Below are 19,932 nucleotides of genomic sequence, written 5' to 3' on the forward strand. Positions count from 1 at the left end.
TTCGCAGCGAAGGAAGGGGTTGGCTGGCTCTGGACAGGGGATGGCGTGCGGCGCGCCACGGGTGGACGGGGCGCGCGCAAGCCCTGTCGGTGGCTGGCTGTAACGTAATGATAACAATTCTCAATGAGATTGAGAACCTTTCGTGGATTCACTGATCGGCCGCGGCCCGATGCCCTGAAAGACGCCGTCCGGACGCTCTCCGAGGGGCGTGCGTTGACCTTGATCAAACCTGACGGTCGTCTGGCCATGAAAATCCGCTTGCGCCTCAAACGAGAATAGTTATCATTTAAACACTGGCAATCGGCCAGTGTTTCACTTGCAAGGAGCGTCCTCATGCCACAGCCATGTGTCGATACCGGTCTGGGTGGGCCGTTTGTGCCGCTCGCGGCCTTGCCCGGATGGACCCGGGCCATGCACCAGGCGACCCGGGCGCAGTGCCTGGGCCAGGTGTCGCGCGCGACGGGCTGGTACCGCGAGGCGCTGGGGCTGGCGTTCGATCGGGTGGACACCGGGTGCACCGACAACGAAGACGCGTGCCTGTGCGCGCTGGTGAGCAGCACGCTGTGCCTCTCGGGCCTGCAGGCGGACCAGGGCCAGCTGTCGCTGGCGGCGGCCACGCTGGCCGACGCCCACACCGCGCTGGTCCGGCTGATGCTCGGTCCACCGCGCGCCAGCGCCTGGCGCAAGGCCGCCGTCCGGTACAGCCACGACACCCACGCGGCGCTGGTGCAGCACTGGGCCGCGCACGGACCCGACCCGGTGATCGAGGGCGCGCTGCGCGCGGGCTGCCTGGTGATGAACGCCGCGGCGCGCGCCGTTCACTGAGGCCGGCCATGTGTGTGCACAAGAAGCCCTTTGAAGCCCCAGCGAACCCGGACACGCTCGTGAGCCGTTACGCCCTGCGGGACGGTGGCCCGTCACCCGCCGTCGGTGCCGCCGCGCCCGCGCGGCAGGGCTCCGCGCGCCGCAAGCTGTGGGAGCTGGGGGGCCACGCGCCCTGCCCGGTCACCGGCGTCTGCCTGCGCCTGCCCGAGTTGCAGAAGCTGGCGCGCAAGGCGGGCCTGGACGTGGCGGGGCTCAGCGAATACGAAACCCACATCGCGGTGGTGAGCGAGTGCCGGCGGCGCACCCCGCTGGCCGAGCTGGTGCAGCGCGAGCTCGACGACCGCCATGCGCTGTTCGTGCTGAAGTCGGCGAAACTGAAAACCACCGAGGCCCTGGCGCAATGGTGGGACCAGAGCTGCATGGGCATGGACTGGGCGGGCGTGTTCTGGGCGGTGCTGACGCATCCGCGCTGCACCCCCGAGCTGGAATTTGCCGTGCTGGGGCAGGTGCACATGCTGCAGCACCAGGTGGGCATGGCCGCGCGGGTGGACCTGAGCCGCCTGCACGCGCTGGTGCAGGACAACCAGACGCTGGGTGACGACCTGGCGCTGGCCCAGCAGCGCCTGCAGGCCACCGCGCTGGAGCTGGCGCAGCTCCGGGCGCAGCACGACGCGGAGCGGGGGCGCCTGCGCGGCGAACTGATCCGGGCGCACACCGCCCAGGCGCAGACCCAGGCGCAGTGCGAAGCACTGCAGCGGCAGGCGCCCGACCTGCCGCAGCGCCAGCGCCTGGCGGACGAGAACCGGCAGCTGATCGAACACAACCAGCAGCTGCGCCGCGCCCTGAGCCGCATGAACGAAGCCAGCCCCGCCACGCCGGAGTGGGTGGCGCCCACGGCCGCGACACCGGCGATGGCCAGCGGCACACCGTCGCCCGTGTCGCCCGACGCGGGCTGGGTCATCCACGACCGCTCGGTGCTGTGCGTGGGCGGGCGCACCCGCGTGATCCCGGTCTACCGCGAGCTGATCGAGGACAAGGGCGCGCGCTTCCTGCACCACGACGGCGGCGAAGAAGACAAGGCCGGGCAGCTCGGGCCGATGCTGCAATCGGCCGACCTGGTGATCTGCCAGGTGGGCTGCATCAGCCACAACGCCTACTGGCGCGTGAAGGAACACTGCAAGCGCCACGGCAAGCCCTGCCTGTTCGTGGAGACGCCCAGCCGCTCGGCGATGGAGCGTGTCCTGAGCGGCTGCGCCGCGGCACCCGAAACCCAGGAGGCCAGGCTGCCCTGAGCGCCCGGCGTCAATCCACCGCGGTGATCTGCACCATCGGCTGCAGGCGCCGGATGTCGTCCAGGCTGCTGAGCCCGGTGCCGGCCGAGAGCAGCGCGGCCGAGCCGGCAGCGATGCCCCAGGTGAAGGCCTGCTCCAGCGGCAGGCCCTGCTGCAGGCCCCAGACCAGGCCGCCCACGAAGCTGTCGCCCGCGCCCACCGCGCTGGCCACGGGGATGTCCAGCGGTGGCGCGCGCCACATCGCCTCGCGCGTGACCAGCAGCGCGCCCAGGTGGCCCAAGGTCAGGGCCACCACCTCGGCCTGACCGTCCAGCACCAGCTGGCGCGCGGCGGCCTGCCAGTGCGCGGGCGTGTCCAGCGGACGGCCCGCCAGCTCGGTCAGTTCCTTGAGGTTGGGTTTGAACAGGTACACGCCTTCGGCCAGGGCGGCGGTGAGCGCCGGGCCGGAGGTGTCGAGCACCATGCGCACCCCCTTGGCGCGGCACAGGCGGGCGAGCCGGGCGTAGAAGTCGGTGGGCACGCCCGGCGGCAGGCTGCCGCTGGCGACCAGCAGGTCGGGGAAGTCGGGCATCTGCGCCAGGTGGTCCAGGCAGGCCTGCCACTCGCTGTCCGTCAGGTGCGGGCCGGGCATGACGAAGCGGTATTCGGCGCCGGTGCTGTGTTCGTGCACGGTGAAGCTCACGCGCGTCTCGTCGGCGATGGGCAGGAACACGCCGCTCAGGCCCTCGTCGCGCATGCGCCGCTCCAGCCACTGGCCCGAGGAGCCGCCGGTGGGGCAGAGCGCCGTGCACTGGCCGCCCAGACGGGTGAGCACGCGCGCCACGTTGATGCCGCCGCCGCCCGCGTCGTGCAGCGTGTCGCCGCAGCGCAGCTTGTGCGTGGGCACGACGCGCTCGGTCTCGGTCGCCAGATCGACCGCCGGGTTCATGGTGAGGCAGAGCACGCGCAGGGGTGGAATGGGGCTGTTCATGCCGCCATTCTGACCGCAGGGGCCGCGCGTCAGCGCAGGTGCTTGAACCGCTTGGCGGCGAAGGCCTCGCTCACCCGCAGGCCGCGGATGCCGGGCACGAGGGTGAACGGCTGGCCGGCCTCGATGGCGCCCGGCCGCACCACCGCGAGGTAGAAGCCCGAGCACAGCTGCGCCATCATCAGCCGGCCCGCCGTCGCCAGCTCCATGACGGCGTTGAACTTGTAGCAGGGCTCGCGCGGCGCGGTCACGCGCAGCGCACAGCCGGGAAAGTGAAGCTCGTCGCCGATCCACACCTCGTGTTCCAGCAGGCCCTGGATGCTCAGGTTCTCGCCCATGAAGCCGGGCGGCAGGGGATCGTCAAACAGGTTCACGCCCGCTTCGCGCCGCTGGCCCTGCCAGAACGGCAGGTGCTCGACCGGGTAGGCGTAGACCGCCTTGTCCAGCCCGCCGTGCACCGTGGGGTCGGCCTGCTCGTCGCCGTGCAGGCCGAGCGGCCCGACCGCCACCGGGCCGGTCACCGGCGCTTTGCCGATGGCCGAGAGGAAGCTGCGTGGGCCGACGCGCAGGGGCCGCGCGCGGCCGGTGTTGACGCTCAGGACCCGCAAGGCCTCAGCCGCGCATCAGCGCTTCGATCTCGTCGGCATCCACCGGCACGCCGCGGCTGATGAGCTCGCAGCCGGTCTCGGTGACGATGGCGTCGTCTTCGATGCGGATGCCGATGTTCCAGAACGCTTCGGGCACGCCTTCCCCCGGGCGCACGTACAGGCCGGGCTCGATGGTGAGCACCATGCCCGGGCGCAGGATGCGGCTGGGGCGGTCCTTGATGGTTTCGCCGCTCAGCGGGTCCTTGCGTTCGTTCACCGTGCCCACCTCGCTGGGCTCCACGTAGCTGCCGCAGTCGTGCACGTCCATGCCCAGCCAGTGGCCGGTGCGGTGCATGTAGAACGGGAAGTAGCTTCGGTTGGCGATCACGTCCTGCGCGCTGCCGACCTTGTTTGTGTCGAGCAGGCCGACGTCGAGCAGGCCCTGCGCGAGCACGGCCACCGTGGCCTCGTGCGGATCGGTGAAGCGCGCGCCCGCTTTGGTGGCGGCCACGGCCGCGTCCTGCGAGGCGAGCACCAGGTCGTAGAGCGTGCGCTGCGGGCCGGTGAACGTGCCGTTGGCGGGGAAGGTGCGGGTGATGTCGCTGGCGTAGCCGTCGAGTTCACAACCTGCGTCGATCAGCACCAGCTCGCCGCTGCGGATGGGCGCGGCGTCGGCGCGGTAGTGCAACACGCAGGCGTTGGCCCCGGCCGCGACGATGCTGCCGTAGGCCGGGTACTGCGAGCCCTGCTGGCGGAACTCGTGCAGCAGCTCGGCGTCGAGGTGGTACTCGCGCACGTCCTGCCCGGCGCGCAGCATGGCCGCGCAACGCTGCATGGCGCGGACGTGGGCGCGCGCGCTGATCTGCGCGGCGCGCCGCATGGTGTCCTGCTCGTGGGCGTCCTTGATCAGGCGCATCTCGTCCAGCGGGCCACACAGGTCGCGCTGCTGTTCGGGGCAGAGCGCGCCGTAACGCACGCGGGCACGCACCGGCTGCAGCCAGCCGTTGATGCGGCTGTCCAGCCCCTGGTGCGTGGCGAAGGGGTACCAGACCACGCTGCGGTTTTCCAGCAGCTTGGGCAGGCGCTGGTCCAGCTCGGCCACCGACAGCGCGGCCTGCACACCCAGCACCTCGGGCGCCGCGGCCGGTCCGAGGCGGATGCCGTCCCAGACCTCGCGCTCGGCGTCTTTCGGGTTGCAGAACAGCGTGCTCTCGCCCTCGGCCGTGATCACCAGCCAGGCGTTGGGTTCGGCGAAACCGGTCAGGTAATAAAAGTAGCTGTCGTGCCGGAACAGGAAGTCGCTGTCGCGGTTGCGCTGCTGCTCGGGCGCGGTGGGCACGATGGCGATGCCGCCAGGGCCTAGCTGTGCGGCCAGGCGAGCGCGGCGTTGGGCGTAGAGGGTGTGGGTGGTGTGTGCGTCCATGGGACCATTCTCCGTGTTTTGCAACGACCCCGCAGTGCCACTGCCCGGTGCGCGACACCAGCCAAGGCATCCGCGGAACCGGCTTTGCCGGGCCGCTGGATGCGCCCCCTTGGGGGCTGAGGACCGCGGCTCCGAGCCTGCCTGCGCAGGCTTGGACGGGACGAAGAGGCATCGGCTCCGACGATGACGCGGCCTGCAAGGCACGCCGCAGGCGGCGCGGGGGAGTCGCTGGCTTCAGCCCAGTTCCTGCAGCCGCTCGGGCGTGCCCACATCGGTCCAGGGCCCGGTGTACAGCTCGGCGCTCACGCGCCCGGCGTCCATGGCCCGGCGCAGCAGCGGGGCCAGCGGTGCGGCCGTGCCCTGGGGGTTGCCGGGCACGGTGTCGAACCAGGGCAATTCAAACAGGGCACGGCGGTAGAGGCCGATGGTGCTGTAGGTGAACTTCACCGGGGCCTCGTTCAGCGCCCGCCCGTCCTCGCTGAGGCCGAAGTCGCCCTCGGGGTTGTGCGTCGGGTTGGGCACCAGCCAGAGGTGGGCCAGCATGCCGCTGGCGACAAAGCGGTCCACGCTGGCCTGCGTGAACTGAAACGCTGGCGCGTACACGTCGCCGGCCAGCACCCAGAACACCTCGCCCAGCAGGGGCAGGGCGCGCGAGATACCGCCCGCGGTCTCCAGCGCATAGCCAAAGTCCTGACCCTCGTGCGAGAAACACAGCGCCGTGCCTTCATGCTGCTGCGGCCACGCCGAAAAGTGCGCCTCGATCTGTTCGCCCAGCCAGGCGGTGTTGATCACCATCTGGTGAAAGCCCCCGCGCGCCAGGGCGTCCATCGACCACTGCATCAGCGGGCGCCCCTGAACCGGCAGCAAGGGCTTGGGGGTGGTGTCGGTGAGTGGACGCATGCGCATGCCCCGGCCGGCGGCCAGGATCATGGCGGGCGTGGGGGCAGGGTGGGAGAGGCTCATGGGCGGTGCGTTCGGTGGGCTCTGTCGACAAGATTATGGGACCGCTGCCGCCCGCGGCGCCGCGGGCTGGGGCACTGCGTTGCGCGGGGCCGATAAAATCAGGGGCTTCGCCTCCGCGACCCACCCCCGCCCCCACTCCACATCCTCCCCATGTCCGACGCTGCCAGCACCCCCACCGCCCCTTCCGTCACGCCCCAGACCCAGGCCAACGCCATCCGCGCGCTCGCCATGGACGCGGTGCAGGCCGCCAACTCCGGTCACCCCGGCGCGCCCATGGGCATGGCCGACATGGCGGTTGCCCTGTGGGGCCGCCACCTGCGCCACAACCCCACCAACCCGGCCTGGGCCAACCGCGACCGCTTCGTGCTGTCCAACGGCCACGGCTCGATGCTGATTTACGCGCTGCTGCACCTGACCGGTTACAAGCTGCCCATCGGTGAACTGAAGAACTTCCGCCAGTTCGGCAGCAAGACCGCCGGCCACCCCGAAGTCGGCCACACGCCCGGCGTCGAGACCACCACCGGCCCGCTGGGCCAGGGCATCACCAACGCGGTGGGCATGGCGCTGGCCGAGAAGCTGCTGGCCAGCGAATTCAACCGCGACGGTCACACCATCGTGGACCACAACACCTATGTCTTCCTGGGCGACGGCTGCCTGATGGAAGGCATCAGCCACGAAGCCATCGCGCTGGCCGGCGCCTGGAAGCTCAACAAGCTGGTCGCCCTGTACGACGACAACGGCATCTCCATCGACGGCCAGGTCGCACCCTGGTTCATCGACGACACGCCCCAGCGTTTTGAAGCCTGCGGCTGGAACGTGATCCGCGCGGTCGACGGCCACGACGCCGACGCCGTTGACAAAGCCATCGCCGCCGCCAAGAACAGCGCCGACAAGCCCACGCTGATCTGCTGCAAGACCAGCATCGGCAAAGGCAGCCCGAACCGCGCCAACACCGCCAAGGCCCACGGCGAGCCGCTGGGCGCCGAAGAAATCAAGCTCACCCGCGAAGCCCTGGGCTGGAGCCACGCGCCGTTCGCGATCCCGAAAGACGTGTACGCCGCCTGGGACGCCAAGGCCGCCGGCAAGACCGCCGAGGCCGCCTGGAACGCGCAGTTTGCCGCCTACAAGGCCGCCTTCCCCGAGCTGGCCAAGGAATTCACCCGCCGCATGAAGGGCGAGCTGCCCAAGCAGTTCCACCAGGTCGCCGTGGACGCCGTGCTCGCGGCCCACACCAAGGCCGAGACCGTGGCCAGCCGCAAGGCCAGCCAGATCGCGCTGGAAGCCTTCACGGCCGCCCTGCCCGAGCTGCTGGGTGGCAGCGCCGACCTGACCGGCTCCAACCTCACCAACACCAAGTCCACCCCCAACCTGCGCTTCGATCTGGCGGGCAACGTGGTGAAGAACGAGGCTGGGCAGGGTGGCCGCCACATCAACTACGGCGTGCGCGAATTCGGCATGGCCGCCATCATGAACGGCGTGGCGCTGCATGGCGGTTTCATCCCCTACGGCGGCACCTTCCTCACGTTCAGCGACTACAGCCGCAACGCCATCCGCATGGCTGCGCTGATGAAGCAGCGCGTGATCCACGTGTTCACGCACGACTCCATCGGTCTGGGTGAAGACGGCCCGACGCACCAGTCGGTCGAACACGCCGCCAGCCTGCGCCTGATCCCCAACCTGGACGTCTGGCGCCCGGGCGACACGGCCGAAACCGCCGTGGCCTGGGCCGTTGCACTGCAGAACGCCAACAAGCCGACCGCGCTGCTGCTGAGCCGCCAGAACCTGCCCTACGCGCCCAAGCACGAGCTCGGCGACATCAGCCGCGGCGCCTACGTGCTGGCCGAACCCAGCGAGGTGGGCCTGAAGAAAAAGGCCCAGGCGGTGATCATCGCCACCGGTTCCGAAGTGCAGCTCGCGCTCAAGGCGCAGGACCTGCTGGCCCGCGCCTACAACATCGCGGTGCGCGTGGTCTCCATGCCCAGCACCACCACGTTTGACCGCCAGGACGCCGCCTACAAGGCCTCGGTGCTGCCGGCCGGCCTGCCGCGCATCGCGGTGGAGATGGGCTCCACCGACGGCTGGTGGAAGTACGGCGTGGCTGCGGTGGTCGGCCTTGACACCTACGGCGAATCCGCCCCGGCGCCGGTGCTGTTCGAGCACTTCGGCTTCACCGCCCAGAACGTGGCCGACACGGTGCGCACCGTATTGACGAAATGACCCACCCCTGCAGCGCTTCGCGCTACCCCCTCAAGGGGGGCGGCACTGGCCGTCCGGCAAAGCCGGCCCGGCGGTGCCCTGGATCGGGCAACGCTTGCGCTGAACTGATTTCCCTGACTTGCAACTTTTCCAACTGAAGGAGTAGACGGACATGACCATCAAGATCGGCATCAACGGCTTTGGCCGCATCGGGCGCAACGTGCTGCGCAGCGCGATCCAGAACTTCAGCGACATCGAGGTCGTCGCCATCAACGACCTGCTCGAACCCGACTACCTGGCCTACATGCTGCAGTACGACAGCGTGCACGGCCGCTTCAAGGGCACCGTCAAGGTCGAGGGCGGCAACATCGTCGTCAACGGCAAGACCATCCGCCTGACGCAGGAGCGTGACCCGGCGAACCTGAAGTGGAATGAAGTCGGCGCCGACATCGTGATCGAATCCACCGGCCTGTTCCTCGACAAGGTCACGGCCCAGAAGCACCTGGACGCCGGCGCCAAGAAGGTCATCCTCTCGGCCCCCTCCAAGGACGACACGCCCATGTTCGTCTATGGCGTGAACCACAAGAGCTACGCCGGCCAGGCCATCATCTCCAACGCTTCGTGCACGACCAACTGCCTGGCCCCTGTGGCCAAGGTGCTGAACGACAAGTGGGGCATCAAGCGCGGCCTGATGACCACGGTGCACGCCGCCACCGCCACGCAGAAGACCGTGGACGGCCCGTCCAACAAAGACTGGCGCGGCGGCCGCGGCATCCTGGAAAACATCATCCCGTCGAGCACGGGCGCGGCCAAGGCCGTGGGCGTGGTGATTCCTGAGCTGAACAAGAAGCTCACCGGCATGTCCTTCCGCGTGCCCACCTCCGACGTCTCGGTGGTCGACCTGACCGTGGAACTCAACAGCGAAGCCAGCTACGCCGAGATCTGCGCCGAGATGAAGGCCCAGAGCGAAGGCGCGCTGAAGGGCGTGCTGGGTTACACCACCGACAAGGTCGTGGCGACCGACTTCCGCGGCGAGACCTGCACCAGCGTGTTCGACGCCGACGCCGGCATCGCGCTGGACAGCACCTTCGTCAAGGTCGTGGCCTGGTACGACAACGAGTGGGGCTACTCCAACAAGTGCCTGGAGATGGCGCGGGTCGTGGCCGGCTGATCGTCCACCCGGCTCCACAAAGAAGCGCCTTCGGGCGCTTTTTTTTGTTGGGCGTCGGGGGTTCACCGGGCTCCGTGCACCCAGGTGACAGCCGGGCACTTGACACTAGACCGACCGGTCTATAGATTCGCCCCATGTCCGACGTTTCCACCCCCGGCACCCGCGAGCGCCTCATCACCGCCATGACCGACGCGCTGCGCCGCCGTGGCCTGCACGGCATCGGCCTGACCGAATTGCTGCAGCAGGCCGGTGCGCCCAAGGGCGTGCTCTACCACCACTTCCCCGGCGGCAAGACCGAGCTGGCGATCGCGGCGATCGACGCGGTGGTGGACCGCATGCTGCGCGGGCTCGACGCCCTGCTGGCCGCGACACCCGACCCGCACGACGCCCTGCGCCGCTGGGTCGGTGGTGCCACCGCCCGGCTGCAGGACAGCGGTTTCGAGTCCGGCTGCCCGCTGGCCACGGTGGCGCTGGAGAGCACCGCCCACGATGCCGCATTGCGCGAAGCGCTGGCCCGGGCGTTCACGCGCCTGCGCGAACGCATCGCCCAGGCGCTGGAGCGGGCGGGCGAGCCGCGCGCGCAGGCGCTGGGCCTGGCCGCCCTCATCGTGGCCGCCTACGAAGGCGGCCTGCTGCAGGCCCGCGTGGCGCAGAGCAGCGAACCGATCCAGCAGGCCATGACGAGCCTGCTGTCCCTGCTGCCGGCGCGTCCGACCGGCGCGGGCGCGCATCCCGAAGGAGCCTGATCCCATGTCCTCATCGATGGACCCTGTCACCCCGGCGGCACCCGTCGCCAGCGAGCGCCTGACCCTGCAGGCGGCCGATGGCTACCCGCTGGTGGCGCACCGCTTCAGGAGCCCCACGCCGCCACGCGCGCACCTGGTGATGGCCGGCGCCACCGGTGTGCCCCAGGGCTTCTACCGGCGCTTTGCCGAGCACGCGGCGCAGCGGGGCTTCGACGTGCTCACCCTGGACTACCGGGGCATCGGCCAGTCGGCCCCGGCCACGCTCAAAGGCTTTCGCATGGACTACCTCGACTGGGGCCGGCTCGATCTGGCCGCCGGCGTCGAGGCCATGCGACAGGCCGGCATGCCGCTGTACCTGGTGGGCCACTCCTACGGCGGCCACGCGCTCGGGTTGTTGCCCGACCCCGGCGCGGTGGACGGCGCCTACACGTTCGCCACCGGCGCCGGCTGGCACGGCTGGATGCCGCCGCTGGAGCGCCTGAGGGTGCTCTTCATGTGGCGCGTGCTCGGGCCGGTGTGGACCCGCGCGGCGGGCTACCTGCCCTGGAGCCGGCTGGGCATGGGCGAGGACCTGCCGCTGGACGTGTACCGCCAGTGGCGCCGGTGGTGCAACTACCCGCGCTACTTCTTCGACGACCCGCGCATGCAGGCCGTCACCGAGCGGTTCGGCGAGGTGCGTTTTCCCATCGTGGCGGTCAATGCGCTCGACGACGCCTGGGCGCCTCCGGCCTCGCGCGACGCCTTCATGGCCGGCTACCGCAACACCGCGGTGCGCGCCGTGAGCATCGACCCGCGCCGCGCCGGCCTGGGGGCCATCGGCCACATGGGTTATTTCCGTCCGAAAGCCCGGCCCTTGTGGAACGACGCCCTGGACTGGTTCGAGGCCCAGCGGCTCAGTTGCAGCGCTTGAGCGGCTTGCCCGCCAGCAGGGCGCCCAGCCCGGCCACGGCGTCGCGCTGCGTGGGGGTGATGCGGGGCAGGCGCAGCGTGAAACTGACCGACTCGGCGCGCTCCTGCGCGACCCGGGCCGTGCGCACCCCGGTCCGGACCACGTCGGCCAGGGCTTTTTCGGCCGCCGCTTCGCTGGAGTAGGTGCCCAGCGCCAGGCCAGGACCCAGGCCGGCCGCGGACAGCTCGCGGAAGGAGACCTTCAGCTCACGCAGCTCGGCCTTCTTGCGTTCCACCTGCTCCTGGTTGTCGTAGCGGCCCATGTAGACGATCCAGCGCCCGCCGCTGCGGGCTTCGTTGAACTGCCAGCTGCGTGGCAGGTCAAGCTGGACCAGGGCGTTGCGCAGCGCCTCGGTCTGGGCCTCGGTGAAGCCACCGGCCTGCCAGCAGGCCGTGGTCTCGGGCTCCTGGGTCACGGGGGCCGGGGCCTGGACCAGGGTGACCGGTGCCGGTGCTTCGGTGGTGGGCGCCGCAACGGGTCCGGGCGGTGGAACGGGCACCTCGGCACCGGCGCCTGCGGCGTCCGGACTGGGCAGCGCCACCCGCTCCTCGTCAGCCGGCGCCGCCGCACGTGGCCCGTTAAGCAGGCGCAGCATCTCGGGCTGGACCTGCCCCTGCAGGCGTTCGGGTTCACGCTGTTCCTGGGGCGCCAGCCCCAGCGCCTCCAGGTGGCCCTGCGTCCAGGCGAAATAGGCCAGGTTGGCGATCAGCAGGAGGATGGCGGCCACTCTCAGCATGGCCGCACGCTCACTTCGGCGCTGGTGACTTCGCGCAGGCCCTGCGGCGTCAGCACCCTCAGGGCACCCTGGTGGCTGACACCCCCGGCGGTGCCTTCGACGCCGTCGGACAAGCGCACGGCACGACCGCTGAGGGCATCGCGGGCCGCGAAGCGGGCCGCAAACGGCGCGAACCCCTCGCGCTCGAAACGTTGCACGTCGCGCACCAGGGCAGGCGCAACCCGCGCCAGCACCTCGCCCGCCGTGATGCCCACCAGCACCTCGGCCAGACCCGCCGGCGCCACGGGCGGCATCGCTGGCTGGGCGCCGGTCAGCGTGTTCACCACCGCCGTCTCGGGACGCGCGATGTTGATCCCGACACCCACGACCACCGTGCGCTGAGGGGTCGAGTTGTCGCCGATGCCGGCGGTTTCCACGAGGATGCCGCCGAGCTTGCGCTCCTGCAGCCAGAGGTCGTTGGGCCACTTCAGGCGCACGTCGGGGTGCAGGCTCTCGGCCAGACTCACCCCCACAGCCAATGAGAGTCCCGACCAGTCGGCCGGGGCCAGCGGCAGCGCCAGCGAAAACGTCAGCGACTGACCGGCCTTGCTGTGCCAGCCCTTGCCCAGGCGCCCGCGCCCGGCCGTCTGCTCGTCGGCCGCCAGCAGCACCGGCTCCATGAGACCGGCGCGCGCGCGGCGCATGAGCTCGCTGCTCGTGGAGTCGATGCTCGGCAGCACTTCGACGGTGAAGCCCGGCAGATCGGGCACCACCGATTGCCAGACGGCTTCGACGTGGGCGAGAAGTTCAGACATGGACTGTTTTTGGCGGGGCCGGACACTGCTCTGCGCCGGAGCGCGGGACACCGCCCAGGGCACCCGTGGAACCGGCTTTGCCGGGCCACTGGGTGCGTCCCCCCTTCAGGGGGGACGACGCGAAGCGGCGCAGGGGGGTCATCCCAATTTCGACGCGCGGCCTGCCCGTTTCGGCGCGAGCAAGGTCCCGCGGCACTTGGGCGCGCCGCACCAGCAGGGGTACTCGGCCTTGAGCTTGGGGGTGTAGGGCTCGTCGATCACCAGGCCGTAGTCGTAGAACAGCTCTTCGCCGTCGGCGATGTTGCGTTTGGCGCGGATGAACACGCGGCCCTCGTCCACTTCGGCTTCGCAGTTGGGCGCACAGCTGTGGTTGATCCAGCGCGACGAGTTGCCGCCGTACTTGGCGTCGATCACATGGCCTTCGTCGATGTGGAAATAGAAGGTGTGGTGTGGATCGCTCGGGTCGTGCGGGTGACGCCGCAGCGCCTCGTCCCAGCTGATGACCTCGCCCACATATTCAATCAGTGCCTCGCCCTCGGCCAGATCCACCACCGCGTACACACCCTTGCCATGCACGCCGGAGCGGCGCGTCTGGATGCGGCGGCTGCTGGATGCGGCGGGTTTCTGGGCAGTGGAAGAAGCGCGCGGTTGCGTCGAGCGGGGCTTTTTGGCGAAACCTGCGGTTTTCTTCACGGCCGGAATTTTTGGTAAGGTTGTTTCATGCAGGTGCGCGCGTGTGTGTGCGTACCCATGTGTGCGCATGCATGCGCGCGTGAAAGCCGATTGTAGAGATGAAAACCCTGGTCATTGCCGAGAAGCCATCCGTGGCCCAAGACATCGTGCGAGCGCTCACCCCGACGGCGGGCAAGTTCGAGAAGCACGATGACCATTTTGAGAATGACACCTACGTCGTGACCTCGGCCGTGGGTCACCTGGTGGAGATCGCCGCGCCCGAGCAGTTCGACGTCAAGCGCGGCAAGTGGAGCTTCGCCCACCTGCCGGTGCTGCCGCCCTACTTTGAATTGAAGCCGATCGACAAGACCAAGTCGCGCCTGTCCGCCGTGGTGAAGCTGGCCAAGCGCAAGGACGTGAGCCAGCTCATCAACGCCTGTGACGCGGGCCGCGAGGGCGAACTGATCTTCCGCCTGATCGAACAGTACGCTGGGGGTCTCAAGGGCGGTTCATATCAGTCGCTGGGCAAGCCGGTGCAGCGCCTGTGGCTGCAGTCCATGACGCCGGCGGCCATCCGCGACGGCTTCGAGCACCTGCGCAGCGACGCCCAGATGCAGGGCCTGGCCGACGCGGCGCGCAGCCGCTCCGAGGCCGACTGGATGGTGGGCATCAACGGCACCCGCGCCATGACGGCGTTCAACTCGCGCGACGGAGGCTTCTTCCTCACCACGGTCGGCCGGGTGCAGACGCCCACGCTGTCCATCGTGGTCGAACGTGAAGAACAGATCCGCGCCCACCGCAGCCGTGACTACTGGGAAATTCACGCCAGCTTCCTGGCCGAGGCCGGCGAGTACCCCGGGAAGTGGTTCGACCCCGCCTTCAAGAAGCCCACCGGCGACGATGCCGACGCCGACCTGCGCGCCGACCGCCTCTGGAACCAGCGCGATGCCCAGGCCATCGTCGACGCCGTGCGCGGCAAGGCGGCCAGCGTCACCGAAGAGAGCAAACCCACCACGCAGGCCAGCGGCCTGCTGTACGACCTGACCAGCCTGCAGCGCGAGGCCAACGGCCGCTTCGGCTTCTCGGCCAAGACCACGCTGCAGCTGGCCCAAAGCCTGTACGAACGCCACAAAGCCCTGACCTACCCGCGGACCGATTCGCGTGCGCTGCCCGAGGACTACCTGCCCACGGTGAAGCAGACCTTCGAGATGCTGGCCGACAGCGGCATGAAGCACCTGGCGCCGCACGCGCTGACGGCGCTCAACGGCGGCTACATCCGCCCGAGCAAGCGCATCTTCGACAACAGCAAGGTGTCGGACCACTTTGCCATCATCCCCACGCTGCAGGCGCCCAGCGGCCTGAGCGAAGCCGAGCAGAAACTGTACGACCTGGTGGTGCGCCGCTTCCTGGCGGTGTTCTTCCCCAGCGCCGAGTTCATGGTGACCACGCGCATCAGCAAGGTGCTCAACCACCACTTCAAGACCGAAGGCAAGGTGCTCGTGAAGCCGGGCTGGATGGCCGTGTATGGCAAAGAAGCCGCCGAGGATGTGGAAGGCGCCAAGGAAGGCGACAAGGGCCAGAACCTGGTGCCGGTGCGCGAGGGCGAGACCGTGCGCACCGAGACGGTGGAGGCCAAGGGCCTGAAGACCAAACCACCGGCCCGCTACTCGGAAGCCACGCTGCTCGGCGCCATGGAAGGTGCCGGCAAGCTGATCGACGACGACGAGCTGCGCGAGGCCATGCAGGAAAAAGGCCTGGGCACGCCCGCCACGCGCGCGGCCACCATCGAAGGCCTGCTGACCGAAAAATACATGCTGCGCGAGGGCCGCGAACTCATCCCCACGGCCAAGGCCTTCCAGCTCATGACGCTGCTGCGTGGCCTGGGCGTGGAAGAACTCTCCAAGGCCGAGCTCACCGGTGAGTGGGAACACAAGCTGGCGCAGATGGAGCACGGCCAGCTCAGCCGCAGCGACTTCATGGCCGAGATCGCGCAGATGACCGAGCGCATGGTGAAGAAGGCCAAGGAATACGACCGCGACACCATCCCCGGCAACTACGCCACCCTGCAAACGCCCTGCCCCAACTGCGGTGGCGTGGTGAAGGAAAACTACCGCCGTTACGGCTGCACCGGCGCTGACGGCAACAGCGATGGTTGCGGCTTTTCGTTCGGCAAATCGCCGGCCGGCCGCACCTTCGAACCCGAAGAAGCCGAACAGCTGCTGGCGACCAAGAAGATCGGCCCGCTGGAGGGCTTCCGTTCCAAGGCGGGCTGGCCCTTCGTGGCCGAGATCGTGATCAAGTTCAACGAAGAAGACCAGAACTGGAAGCTCGAATTCGACTTCGGCGACGACAAGAAGAACGAAGAGACCGGCGAGCTGGTCGATTTCACCGGCAGCGAGTCGCTCGGCGCCTGCCCCAAGTGCGGCAGCCCGGTGCACGAGCATGGCGCCAACTACGTGTGCGAGAAGTCGGTGCCCACCGACGCGCAGGCCACGCCGAGCTGCGACTTCAAGAGCGGCAAAATCATCCTGCAGCAGCCGGTGGCGCGCGAGCAGATGCACAAGCTGCTGGAAACCGGCAAGACCGACCTGCTCGACAAGTTCGTCTCCATGCGCACGCGCCGTGCCTTCAAGGCCTTCCTGGCCTGGGACAAGGAAGCGGGCAAGGTGAACTTCGAGTTCGAGCCGCGCACCAGCAAGTTCCCGCCACGCAAGACAGCGGCCGGTGCGCCGGCCAAGGCCGCGCCGGCGAAGAAGGCGACTGCCAAGGCCGCGCCCGCCAAGAAAGCCGCGGCCAAGAAGACCGCGGCGGTGAAGGCACCGCGCAAGACCACCGCCGCCAGCGGCAAGCAGCCCAGCGCTGCGCTGGCCGCGGTGATCGGCCCGGACGCCGTGTCGCGCCCCGAAGCCGTTAAGAAGCTGTGGGACTACATCAAGGCCAACGGCCTGCAGGACGCGACCAACAAACGCAACATCAACGCCGACGCCAAGCTGGCGCCGGTGTTCGGCAAGCCGCAAGTCACGATGTTTGAAATCGCCGGCGTGCTGGGCAAACACCTCGGCTGATTCCAGGAGACACCGCCATGAGCCTCAAACTGTATTTCGCCCCCGGCGCCTGCTCGTTCGTGCCGCACAGCCTGCTCGAACTGTCGGGCGCAGCGTTCGAACCCGTCAGCGTGAAGCTGCACAAGGGCGAGCAGCGCTCGGCCGAGTACCTGGCGCTCAACCCCCGCGGCCAGGTGCCGGTGCTGGTGGACGACGGCGAGGTGATCACCCAGATCGTCGCCATCCTGCTGCACCTGGACGCGAAGCTGCCCGAGGCCGGCATCCTGCCCGCCGGCGGCATGGCCCGCACGCGCGCGCTGTCCACGCTGGCCTGGATGAACAACACGGTGCACCCCACCTTCACCCACATCTTCATGCCGCAGAAGTTCACCGACGACGCAGCGGCGCAGCAGGCGATCAAACGATTCGCGGTCGAGAGTTACCGCGGTCTGCTGGGCGAGATCGAGGCCCTGGCCGCGAACGCCGCGCCCTGGCTGACGGGCGACCGCCCGGGCGCGCTCGACGCCTATGCGCTCACGCTGTTGCGCTGGGGCGGCATCGCCGGCATCGACCCCACCGGGTTCACCGCCACCTGGGCCCTGGCCCAGCGCTTTGCCGCGCTGCCAGCGGTGGCCACGGTGATTGATCGCGAACGCTTGCAACTCAACCTGTACCAGCCGCCGGCAGGCTGATCGCTTTGCACCGTTACCGAAGACAAGGGCGCCGCTGGGCGCCCTTGTTCATTCGTCGGCGGGTTTTCTGGCCGCAAAGCGGATGGCCACCCGCAAGCCGCGGCGGGGGCCTTCGGGGTGCGTGTCTTCCATCATGACCACGGCGCCGTGTTGCTGGGCGATCTCATGCACGATCGCCAGACCTAGGCCGGAGCCGTCCACGTTGGTGCCCAGCGCGCGGTAGAAGGGTTGCAGCACCAGCGCACGTTCGTTTTCGGGGATGCCCGGGCCGTTGTCCTCGACCTGGAGGATCTGCACGCCACTGAACCGGTCGAACAGCACCCGCACCGTCACGATGCCTCCCTGGCCCGAGTAGTTGATCGCGTTGTCGACCAGGTTGCGGACCATCTCCTGCAACAGGGTCGGGTTCCCGTCCATCAGGCAGATCTCGGGCATCTCTTCCGGTCCTTCGTAGCCGAGGTCGATGCCGTGTTCCAGCGCCCGCGGCACCGAATCCCGGACCACGTCAGTGACCAGTTTGGCCAGATCGATCTGCGCGCTGGGCAGCGCACGGCCCGTGGTCTCTGCGCGGGCCAGTGCCAACAGCTGGTTGACGGTGTGCGTGGCCCTGGAGCTGGAGCGGGCGATCTGCTGCAGCGAGCCGCGAATCTCCTGCGGGTCGGTTTCGCGCTGCGCCAGTTCCGCCTGCATGCGCAGCCCGGCCAGCGGCGTCTTGAGCTGGTGCGCCGCGTCGGCCAGAAAGCGCTTCTGCGTGGTGAGCGAGGTCTTCAGCCGCGTGAGCAGGTCGTTGATCGACGACACCAGCGGCGCCACCTCCTGGGGAATGAACGATTCCTCGATGGGGCTGAGGTCGTCGGGCTTGCGCGCGCGGATCTTCTGTTCCAGCTCGTTGAGCGGGCGGATGCCACGCACCAGCGCCAGCCACACCAGCAGCACCGCCAGCGGCAGGATGACGAACTGCGGCACCATCACGCCCTTGATGATCTCGGTCGCCAGCGTGGACCGTTTGCCCTTGGTCTCACCCACCTGCATGAGCACCAGCTGCTTCGTCTCGGTGCCGCGCGACAGCCAGGCGTAGGCCACCCGCACCTCGTCGCCGCGCACCATGTCGTCGCGCAACAGCACCCGGCCGGGTTCGGGCAGCTCGGGCTCGTTGGGCAGGGGGAAATCGCCTTCACCGCTGATGAGCCGGCCGCGCGCGTCCAGCACCTGGTAGTACACGAGGTCGCTGTCGTCGGCCCGCAGCAGGTCGCGGGCCTGGGGGGTGAGGTTGAAGCTGACCTTTTTGTCGGTGGCCACCACGAACTGCGTCAGTGCCTGCAGGTTGAACTCCAGCGCCCGGTCGAACGGCTTGGTGGCGATGCCCTGGGCCACGAACCACGTCAGCGCCAGCGACAGCGGCCACAGCAGCAGCAGCGGCGTGAGCATCCAGTCCAGGATCTCGCCGAACAGGCTGCGCTGCTCGCGCTGGAACAGCCCGAAGGAGATGCGCGCGCTGTCGTGCGGCTCGTCGGCCATGTCAGAGCGCAGCCGGGGTCAAATCTTCTCCAGGCAATAGCCCAGCCCCCGCACCGTGGCGATGCGGATCGGGCCCTTCTCGATCTTCTTGCGCAGGCGGTGGATGTAGACCTCGATGGCGTTGTTGCTCACCTCTTCGCCCCACTCGCACAGGCGCTCGACCAGCTGGTCCTTGCTCACCAGCCGTCCGGCGCGCTGCAGCAGCACCTCGAGCAGGCCGAGCTCGCGCGCCGAGAGCTCGACCATCTTGCCGTCGATGGTGGCCACGCGCCCGGCCTGGTCGTACACCAGCGGGCCGTGCTTGATGGTGGAGCTGGCGCCGCCCATGCCGCGGCGGGTGAGGGCGCGCACGCGGGCTTCGAGTTCCTGCAGCGAGAACGGCTTGGCCATGTAGTCGTCGGCGCCGTAGTCCAGGCCCTTGACGCGTTCCTCGATGCTGTCGGCCGCCGTCAGGATCAGCACCGGCAGCGACGAGCCGCGCGAGCGAAGGCGCTTGAGCACCTCCAGGCCGTGCATCTTGGGCAGGCCCAGATCGAGGATCAGCAGGTCGAACTCGTTGTTCGTCATCAGCGCGGCGTCGGCCTCGCTGCCGCTGGCCACGTGGTCGACGGCGGCACCGGCCGCGCGAAGCCCGCGCAACAGGCCATCGGCCAGGACCTGGTCGTCTTCGGCAATCAGGATGCGCATGCGGGTCTCCTATCGGCTGTATGGCCCAGCCTGTTGGCTGGGGCATGGGGTGGGGCGCTGTCTGGTTCCTCGGCTTGCGCTCTGCGGTTCATTTTAGGCCGCCGCGCACCCGCCTTTCGCCGGACAAACCCGCGTGCGCGACGCTCAGCTGCCGTAGGCCTCCAGCCCCAGCGCGACCACGGTGGCGATGTCCTCGCCGACCTGCGCACGGAACTCGTTCTCGGCGCGGGCCACCGCCAGCCGGAAGGCCTCGAGCCACAGCAAGCCGGTGGCGGTGAAGACGATGCGCCGCGCCCGCGCGTCCAGCGGGTCGGGCTCACGTCGCACCAGGTCCCACGCCTCGCACTGCGTCACCAGATCGCCCATGGCCTGTTTGCTGATGCCCGCGCTCTGGGCCAGTTCGGTCAGACGGGAGCCGTGCAAGCCCAGGTGGCGGGTGATATGGACATGGGCCGCGCCGATCTGCTCGCGCGCGGCGAGGTTCGAAAGCGCCAGCGGCACGTTCGGATCGTGCGCCATGAGGTACAGCACCCGCGCGTCAAAGCGGCGCAAGGCCAGGCCCATCAACCGGCCAAGGTGGGCGCTGCGCCAGCGGTCGTCGGGCGGGCTGTCGGACACCTGTCGAGGAGTGGGTATGGCCATCGGCAAATGGTAAGGCAAACTGATCAAT

The 19,932-nt window shown here is 69.1% G+C and carries 18 protein-coding genes; 8 read left to right on the top strand and 10 right to left on the bottom strand.

Annotated features, from left to right (window positions below):
• Nucleotides 1-333: 333 nt before the first annotated feature.
• Together IM738_RS20585 and IM738_RS20590 are read left to right on the top strand one after the other, a co-directional pair.
• Nucleotides 334-825, top strand: a complete 492-nt coding sequence (locus IM738_RS20585) for a hypothetical protein (RefSeq protein ID WP_236962895.1) — start codon at nt 334-336, stop codon at nt 823-825.
• Between the two features lie 59 nt (nt 826-884).
• A complete protein-coding gene (locus IM738_RS20590; RefSeq protein ID WP_236962896.1) occupies nt 885-2,117 on the top strand; it encodes a DUF2325 domain-containing protein in 1,233 nt (410 codons plus the stop codon).
• Nucleotides 2,118-2,127: 10 nt separating this feature from the next.
• Here IM738_RS20590 and IM738_RS20595 read toward each other — a convergent pair whose 3' ends face one another.
• From IM738_RS20595 to IM738_RS20610, 4 genes are all read right to left on the bottom strand, one after another.
• Nucleotides 2,128-3,087, bottom strand: a complete 960-nt coding sequence (locus tag IM738_RS20595) for a 1-phosphofructokinase family hexose kinase (RefSeq protein ID WP_236962897.1) — start codon at nt 3,085-3,087, stop codon at nt 2,128-2,130.
• Between the two features lie 29 nt (nt 3,088-3,116).
• A complete protein-coding gene (locus tag IM738_RS20600) occupies nt 3,117-3,692 on the bottom strand; it encodes an MOSC domain-containing protein (RefSeq protein ID WP_236962898.1) in 576 nt (191 codons plus the stop codon).
• 4 nt (nt 3,693-3,696) lie between these two features.
• Entirely contained in the window at nt 3,697-5,094 is a 1,398-nt protein-coding gene (locus tag IM738_RS20605) for an aminopeptidase P N-terminal domain-containing protein (protein ID WP_236962899.1), read from the bottom strand.
• A 234-nt stretch (nt 5,095-5,328) separates the two neighbouring features.
• Nucleotides 5,329-6,024, bottom strand: a complete 696-nt coding sequence (locus IM738_RS20610) for a nucleotidyltransferase family protein (protein WP_272907877.1) — start codon at nt 6,022-6,024, stop codon at nt 5,329-5,331.
• Between the two features lie 183 nt (nt 6,025-6,207).
• Between IM738_RS20610 and tkt the strand changes: the two genes are divergently transcribed.
• The 4 genes from tkt (at nt 6,208) to IM738_RS20630 (ending at nt 11,080) form a co-directional block, all read left to right on the top strand.
• A complete protein-coding gene (gene tkt / locus IM738_RS20615; protein WP_236962901.1) occupies nt 6,208-8,274 on the top strand; it encodes a transketolase in 2,067 nt (688 codons plus the stop codon).
• A gap of 151 nt (nt 8,275-8,425) precedes the next feature.
• The gene (gap, locus tag IM738_RS20620) at nt 8,426-9,424 is read left to right on the top strand and encodes a type I glyceraldehyde-3-phosphate dehydrogenase (protein ID WP_236962902.1); all 999 of its coding nucleotides are present in this window, start codon (nt 8,426-8,428) and stop codon (nt 9,422-9,424) included.
• A gap of 134 nt (nt 9,425-9,558) precedes the next feature.
• Nucleotides 9,559-10,170 carry a TetR/AcrR family transcriptional regulator gene (locus IM738_RS20625; RefSeq protein WP_236962903.1) on the top strand — a complete coding sequence of 204 codons (612 nt, stop codon included), beginning with the start codon at nt 9,559-9,561 and terminating at the stop codon, nt 10,168-10,170.
• 4 nt (nt 10,171-10,174) lie between these two features.
• Nucleotides 10,175-11,080 (top strand): alpha/beta hydrolase family protein, encoded by a 906-nt coding sequence (locus IM738_RS20630; RefSeq protein WP_236962904.1) that lies wholly within the window; start codon nt 10,175-10,177, stop codon nt 11,078-11,080.
• On the opposite strand, the gene IM738_RS20635 is transcribed toward IM738_RS20630, so the two are convergent.
• The 3 genes from IM738_RS20635 to IM738_RS20645 form a co-directional block, all read right to left on the bottom strand.
• Nucleotides 11,064-11,855, bottom strand: coding sequence for an SPOR domain-containing protein (locus tag IM738_RS20635; protein ID WP_236962905.1), 792 nt, complete (start codon nt 11,853-11,855; stop codon nt 11,064-11,066). The two genes, IM738_RS20630 and IM738_RS20635, sit on opposite strands and share 17 nt — an antisense overlap.
• The gene (locus tag IM738_RS20640; protein ID WP_236962906.1) at nt 11,849-12,649 is read right to left on the bottom strand and encodes a biotin--[acetyl-CoA-carboxylase] ligase; all 801 of its coding nucleotides are present in this window, start codon (nt 12,647-12,649) and stop codon (nt 11,849-11,851) included. The genes IM738_RS20635 and IM738_RS20640 overlap by 7 nt, the downstream gene beginning before the upstream one ends.
• Before the next feature lie 138 nt (nt 12,650-12,787).
• On the bottom strand, nt 12,788-13,246 hold the full coding sequence (locus IM738_RS20645; protein WP_236966378.1) for an SET domain-containing protein: 459 nt from the start codon (nt 13,244-13,246) through the stop codon (nt 12,788-12,790).
• Nucleotides 13,247-13,440: 194 nt separating this feature from the next.
• On the opposite strand from IM738_RS20645, the gene IM738_RS20650 reads away from it, so the two are divergent.
• Together IM738_RS20650 and IM738_RS20655 are read left to right on the top strand one after the other, a co-directional pair.
• Nucleotides 13,441-16,386, top strand: a complete 2,946-nt coding sequence (locus IM738_RS20650) for a DNA topoisomerase III (RefSeq protein WP_236962907.1) — start codon at nt 13,441-13,443, stop codon at nt 16,384-16,386.
• 17 nt (nt 16,387-16,403) lie between these two features.
• Entirely contained in the window at nt 16,404-17,057 is a 654-nt protein-coding gene (locus IM738_RS20655; protein WP_236962908.1) for a glutathione S-transferase family protein, read from the top strand.
• A 48-nt stretch (nt 17,058-17,105) separates the two neighbouring features.
• On the opposite strand, the gene IM738_RS20660 is transcribed toward IM738_RS20655, so the two are convergent.
• The 3 genes from IM738_RS20660 to IM738_RS20670 all read right to left on the bottom strand — a co-directional run bounded on the left by IM738_RS20660 (nt 17,106) and on the right by IM738_RS20670 (nt 19,904).
• Complete coding sequence (locus IM738_RS20660) at nt 17,106-18,575, bottom strand: sensor histidine kinase N-terminal domain-containing protein (protein ID WP_236962909.1); 1,470 nt, start codon at nt 18,573-18,575, stop codon at nt 17,106-17,108.
• A gap of 18 nt (nt 18,576-18,593) precedes the next feature.
• Nucleotides 18,594-19,262, bottom strand: coding sequence for a response regulator (locus tag IM738_RS20665; protein WP_236962910.1), 669 nt, complete (start codon nt 19,260-19,262; stop codon nt 18,594-18,596).
• 144 nt (nt 19,263-19,406) lie between these two features.
• Nucleotides 19,407-19,904 carry a MarR family winged helix-turn-helix transcriptional regulator gene (locus IM738_RS20670; RefSeq protein WP_236962911.1) on the bottom strand — a complete coding sequence of 166 codons (498 nt, stop codon included), beginning with the start codon at nt 19,902-19,904 and terminating at the stop codon, nt 19,407-19,409.
• Between the last annotated feature and the right edge of the window lie 28 nt (nt 19,905-19,932).

The organism is Hydrogenophaga sp. SL48, assembly GCF_021729865.1.
GTDB lineage: Bacteria > Pseudomonadota > Gammaproteobacteria > Burkholderiales > Burkholderiaceae_C > Hydrogenophaga.

Excerpts from the sequence above, each read along its gene's own strand:
- IM738_RS20585 (WP_236962895.1), top strand. The coding sequence starts at position 334 with ATGCCACAGCCATGTGTCGATACCGGTCTGGGTGGGCCGTTTGTGCCG.
- IM738_RS20595 (WP_236962897.1), bottom strand. The coding sequence starts at position 3,087 with ATGAACAGCCCCATTCCACCCCTGCGCGTGCTCTGCCTCACCATGAAC.
- IM738_RS20605 (WP_236962899.1), bottom strand. The coding sequence starts at position 5,094 with ATGGACGCACACACCACCCACACCCTCTACGCCCAACGCCGCGCTCGC.
- IM738_RS20610 (WP_272907877.1), bottom strand. The coding sequence starts at position 6,024 with ATGATCCTGGCCGCCGGCCGGGGCATGCGCATGCGTCCACTCACCGAC.
- tkt (WP_236962901.1), top strand. The coding sequence starts at position 6,208 with ATGTCCGACGCTGCCAGCACCCCCACCGCCCCTTCCGTCACGCCCCAG.
- gap (WP_236962902.1), top strand. The coding sequence starts at position 8,426 with ATGACCATCAAGATCGGCATCAACGGCTTTGGCCGCATCGGGCGCAAC.
- IM738_RS20625 (WP_236962903.1), top strand. The coding sequence starts at position 9,559 with ATGTCCGACGTTTCCACCCCCGGCACCCGCGAGCGCCTCATCACCGCC.
- IM738_RS20630 (WP_236962904.1), top strand. The coding sequence starts at position 10,175 with ATGTCCTCATCGATGGACCCTGTCACCCCGGCGGCACCCGTCGCCAGC.
- IM738_RS20635 (WP_236962905.1), bottom strand. The coding sequence starts at position 11,855 with ATGCTGAGAGTGGCCGCCATCCTCCTGCTGATCGCCAACCTGGCCTAT.
- IM738_RS20640 (WP_236962906.1), bottom strand. The coding sequence starts at position 12,649 with ATGTCTGAACTTCTCGCCCACGTCGAAGCCGTCTGGCAATCGGTGGTG.
- IM738_RS20650 (WP_236962907.1), top strand. The coding sequence starts at position 13,441 with ATGAAAACCCTGGTCATTGCCGAGAAGCCATCCGTGGCCCAAGACATC.
- IM738_RS20655 (WP_236962908.1), top strand. The coding sequence starts at position 16,404 with ATGAGCCTCAAACTGTATTTCGCCCCCGGCGCCTGCTCGTTCGTGCCG.
- IM738_RS20660 (WP_236962909.1), bottom strand. The coding sequence starts at position 18,575 with ATGGCCGACGAGCCGCACGACAGCGCGCGCATCTCCTTCGGGCTGTTC.
- IM738_RS20665 (WP_236962910.1), bottom strand. The coding sequence starts at position 19,262 with ATGCGCATCCTGATTGCCGAAGACGACCAGGTCCTGGCCGATGGCCTG.
- IM738_RS20670 (WP_236962911.1), bottom strand. The coding sequence starts at position 19,904 with ATGGCCATACCCACTCCTCGACAGGTGTCCGACAGCCCGCCCGACGAC.